We start from the raw sequence: 295 nt of genomic DNA on the forward strand, positions 1-295 counted from the left end.
TTACTATGCACCGTTACAAAAGTTTGTCATGGGTGACGATACCGCCACTGATAGCACCCATGATTTCTACATCTGGTTCTATCCTCACCGCAGGCACATGAGCATCAAGATGTTTACTTGCAAAAACCAGGGACACATTGCCACCCTAAGTCTCTTGTCATTTTTTCCGCTTGCGTTTTTGATCACAGAAAAAGGTCAGGGGATTTATCCTTCCGGTGCGACGCCTATGAAGCCCACTGATAAAACACTTAATGTGAAACTCGACTCAGGACACCTGCCTTATGCTGCTTTTCCC

At 45.8% G+C, this 295-nt stretch carries 1 protein-coding gene; it reads left to right on the forward strand.

Annotated features, from left to right (window positions below; translation table 11 throughout):
• Positions 1–28 precede the first annotated feature (28 nt).
• Positions 29–295: hypothetical protein (locus KMS84_RS44435; protein WP_256921547.1), on the forward strand; the 267-nt coding region annotated here is incomplete at its 3' end.

This window comes from Streptomyces hilarionis, from assembly GCF_024539675.1.
Taxonomy (GTDB): Bacteria; Actinomycetota; Actinomycetes; order Streptomycetales; family Streptomycetaceae; genus Streptomyces; species Streptomyces hilarionis.